Annotated in this window: 5 protein-coding genes and 1 pseudogene; 4 read left to right on the forward strand and 2 right to left on the reverse strand. The window is 66.4% G+C overall.

Annotation, left to right across the window (positions count from 1 at the left end; genetic code table 11):
• Nucleotides 1-687 (forward strand): annotated as a pseudogene (locus tag AC36XV_RS02900) (hypothetical protein); the annotation flags it as partial.
• Nucleotides 688-698: 11 nt separating this feature from the next.
• Nucleotides 699-1,163, forward strand: coding sequence for a hypothetical protein (locus AC36XV_RS02905; protein WP_492202172.1), 465 nt, complete (start codon nt 699-701; stop codon nt 1,161-1,163).
• Between the two features lie 10 nt (nt 1,164-1,173).
• Here AC36XV_RS02905 and AC36XV_RS02910 read toward each other — a convergent pair whose 3' ends face one another.
• The gene (locus AC36XV_RS02910; RefSeq protein ID WP_492202173.1) at nt 1,174-1,581 is read right to left on the reverse strand and encodes a hypothetical protein; all 408 of its coding nucleotides are present in this window, start codon (nt 1,579-1,581) and stop codon (nt 1,174-1,176) included.
• Nucleotides 1,582-1,847: 266 nt separating this feature from the next.
• On the opposite strand from AC36XV_RS02910, the gene AC36XV_RS02915 reads away from it, so the two are divergent.
• On the forward strand, nt 1,848-2,522 hold the full coding sequence (locus AC36XV_RS02915; RefSeq protein ID WP_492202174.1) for an SH3 domain-containing protein: 675 nt from the start codon (nt 1,848-1,850) through the stop codon (nt 2,520-2,522).
• 35 nt (nt 2,523-2,557) lie between these two features.
• Here the strand turns inward: AC36XV_RS02915 and AC36XV_RS02920 are convergent, their stop codons facing one another.
• On the reverse strand, nt 2,558-2,995 hold the full coding sequence (locus AC36XV_RS02920; RefSeq protein ID WP_492202175.1) for a hypothetical protein: 438 nt from the start codon (nt 2,993-2,995) through the stop codon (nt 2,558-2,560).
• Nucleotides 2,996-3,119: 124 nt separating this feature from the next.
• Here AC36XV_RS02920 and AC36XV_RS02925 point away from each other — a divergent pair.
• The coding region (locus tag AC36XV_RS02925) for an adenylate/guanylate cyclase domain-containing protein (protein WP_492202176.1) at nt 3,120-3,693 on the forward strand (574 nt) is incomplete at its 3' end.

The raw sequence follows: 3,693 nt of genomic DNA on the forward strand, positions 1-3,693 counted from the left end.
ATGCGGTACGGCGATCCGTGGAAAGACACGCGGCGCGACCCGTTCGACCAGTTCCGCATGGGCCTGTCGCTCAATTTCGGGGAGAAGGCCCTGATCGGGCGGTTCGACATCGTGGGCAACCTGGCTTCATCGGATCTCAAGAAGTCCGAGAAGGTGCACCACGTGTTCGCGGTGACCCAGAACTTCGACTACACGAACAACAACGTGGTGGAGTTCGGGGGTCAGTCGTTCGGGGCCGCGCTCCTCTCCAGGTGGAGCCTGTCGGAGTCGACCTCGATCCATACGGATCTGAACCTTCACGGCTATCTGCTGAACTCGGTGAATTCCGAGTACGCCTTCGTGGCGGAGATTCCGGACCGGGAGCGATTGCGGGAATACGACATGGGGACGGGTGCCGGCGCCTGGCTCAACGTGAGCCTGGCGAGAAAGGACCTCGAGTGGATCACCGTGGGCTACCGGCTCGCGTGGGTGCACACGCTGAACGGGTCGAACAGCAACGGTGGCGACAGCAACCACCTGATCCAGATGGCGCGCGTGCGGGCGGCGGTGCCGATCATCGGACGGTGGGGACTCGGGGCGGACGCGGTCGGCTGGCTGCGAAACAGCTACTTTGACCAGGAGAACTTCCTGGACATCGAGCAACGGGTCGGCCGGCTCAGGCTGTACGGCTGGTTCAGGACCTTCTGAGGAACATGACCATGCGCTCACTTCGTCGAATCACGGTCTTCCCGATCGCGGCTCTCCTGACTGCCGGCTGCGGGAACGTGGCGGACATCGAGGCGGACCTCACGCCGGAGATCCTGTCCGGCGACTGGGAGGCGACCACGGTCCAGATCACGAACCTCTCCAACCCGGCCCAGACCTTCGATCTGCTGGCCGAGGGAGGCGAGCTGTCGTTCCGGTTCACCCTGGACGGAAACGCCACGCAGTTCTTCACCCTGCCCGGCGAAGAGGAGCCCGAGATCAGCGAGGCGACCTACGAAATCGATTCCCCGTATCTGATCTTCGTGGATGAGACGGAGGAGCCGCAGATCTACGCGTACGAGCTACAGAGCACGCAGACGGGGAACAGCCTCACCCTGGCCACGAACGATCTCCTGTTCGACTTCAACGGCGACGGCACTCCCGAACCGGCCCTGTTCGCCGTGGTCATCATTCGCTGAGCACGCCGCTCTACTGAGCGGATTCGGAATCGTTCCAGGTCGAGGCGAACTGTTCCTCCAGCACCTCGTCGAGCCTGTGGCGCAGCTCCGCCATCTGGTCGGCGGCGAGGCGCTGGCCCAGGTATCCTGCCAGGTGGATCGCGGCGATGATCAGAAGTCCGGCCGGGATCGCCCAGTATCCCCACGGCGTTTCATCCGACACCTGCTGCACGTAGCCCAGTGTCGCTCCGAACAGGATCCCGAAGGCGCAAAGGGAATACAGGAACATGAAACCGGTCCAGATCTCGGGCCGGGGTGCGAACCGGCAGCGGAGGGTCGAGCCGTCCGGCGCATCTTCGACGTGCACGGTGAGACGGGGGGTCCACACTCGCGTACGCGATTCTTCGATCCGGAGGTCGACCTGTCGTCCGGCCGCCATGGACGGGCCGCTCGATCCCGGTCCGACGAGCCCTTCGCGGAGACGAGGGATCGCCTCGTCAGGGGGAACCGGGAGGTCGATCGCGAACCCGGGTCTCAGCCGGGCAGAAGGATCGACCGGACCCGAAGCCGGCGCATCGGCTCCCGCGGCTCGGTCCCTCGTGTCGATCGGCTCTCGTGGCTGCATGGACCCGAATATGGCGCGTGGCTCCGGGGTGCGCGATCGTACGGGAGTCGCCGGGTGTCGAGAGAAGAGGAGGAGACCGGATGGATTCGTTGCGTGCGCGGGTATCGATGATCTCGCTGTTTCTGCTTCTGTGCGTCGGAACGGTTGCCGCCCAGGATGCCGGTGTTCCGGCCTCTCCCGAGGAAGGCGGGCCGCGAGACTGGGTGGTGAGCGGTGTGACCGACGGGCTCAATCTGCGGGAGCAGCCGTCCACCGCGGCGCCCGTCCTCGCCCTATACGAAGCAGGGACGATCCTGGACAATCTCGGGTGCCAGCGCACGGAGGGCCGGATCTGGTGTGACGTCCAGGAGCTGGGCGGGGGACCGCGTGGATACGTCGCGGCGGAGTACCTCGAGCCCGCGATCGCTCCGGATGGCAGCGTGGCGATGGGTCCCGACGACTCGGCGCTTCGGGCCGGACAGGGCGACTTCGACGCGACCGGCACCCTTCCGTGCGCTCAGGCCGCCGGGCAGCCGATGACCGAGTGCGAGTTCGGCGTCGCGCGGGCCGGGGGCGGCTACGCGACGGTGGTGATCACCCGGCCCGACGGTCGGCCGCGGGCGATCTACTTCCGCATGGGTATCCCGATCGGCGCGGACACGAGCGAGGCGGACTACCCCGGGGAGTTCTCGGCGTCCCGCGAGGGCGACCTGACCCTCGTTCGCATCGGCGGAGAGCGGTACGAGATCCCCGATGCGGTTGTGTTGGGGGGCTGAGGGGCGGTCCCACGCGTGCGGTCCGGATCAAGCGGTCAGCCGTGGGGCTCGAACCACATATCGACCTCTCCGGACTCATCGAAACTGACGCTTCCCCACGGGGCCTCGTCCCACCGCCACTCTTCGGACAGGCCGAAGGAGGTCACGTCGTCGGGTTCGCCGAGAAGCCGACGGACCTCCGCCTTGGTCATGCCCTTCTCGAGCGACTGCCATTTGGACTTGTCGGCCGCGTCGCCGCCCGGCTCGGTCTCGCGGGGTTGATCCCTGACTGCTTCCAGCACTCGCGCGACGGCTTCCGCCACGTCCGTCGTCGCCAGCAGCGCCTCGAGGTTCGCGACGCGGCGCTCGAGACTCGCGACTCGCGCCTCGAGGTCCGCTGCTTCCCGGGCTCGATCGCCGTCCTGATCCTGCGCGTGAGCGCGGGTCGGGACGGTCAGGAGGATGGGAATCAGAGCCAGGCTCAGGGTGCGCATCCGTAGTCTCCTGTCCGTGGTGGTGCGCCGAAAGGTCGCGGCTGATCCCGGTGACCGGTAGAATATGCGATACTCCCGTGAACGCGGGCCAGATCGCCACCACACCGAGCGCCCTGGAGGCGGGATGCGACGCAGGCTCGCCGCGGTATTCTCTCTCGACATGGTGGGCTATTCGAGTCTGATGGAGGTGGACGAGACGGCGACGCTCGCTCGTATGGAGTCCGCCCGAACTCAGACGATCAATCCCGCCATCGCCCGACATCACGGGCGCGTCGTGAAGGGCACCGGAGACGGACTGCTGGTCGAGTTCTCCAGCGCGGTCGATGCGGTGGAGTGCGCCGCCGACATCCAGCAGGGCATGGCCGAGCGCGAGACGGGCATCCCGTTCGAGCGCCGGGTCCGTTTCCGAATCGGCATCAACGTCGGTGACATCGTCGACCATGACCGCGACATATTCGGCGACGGCGTCAACGTTGCGGTCCGTATTCAGTCGATGGCCGGCGCCGGCGAGATTCTCGTATCCGGCAGCGTCTACGAGCAGGTTCACAACAAGGTGGGCCTCGAGTTCACGGACATCGGGTTCCACGAGGTCAAGAATCTCCAGCGGTCCGTGCACGTGTACCGTGTCCTCGGGTCTCCGATCGCCGAGGAGTCCGTTCCGGCGACTTCGGGCAGGCGGCACGTGCGATCCGGCCTCC

The sequence above is a fragment of the Candidatus Benthicola sp. genome, assembly GCF_058719085.1.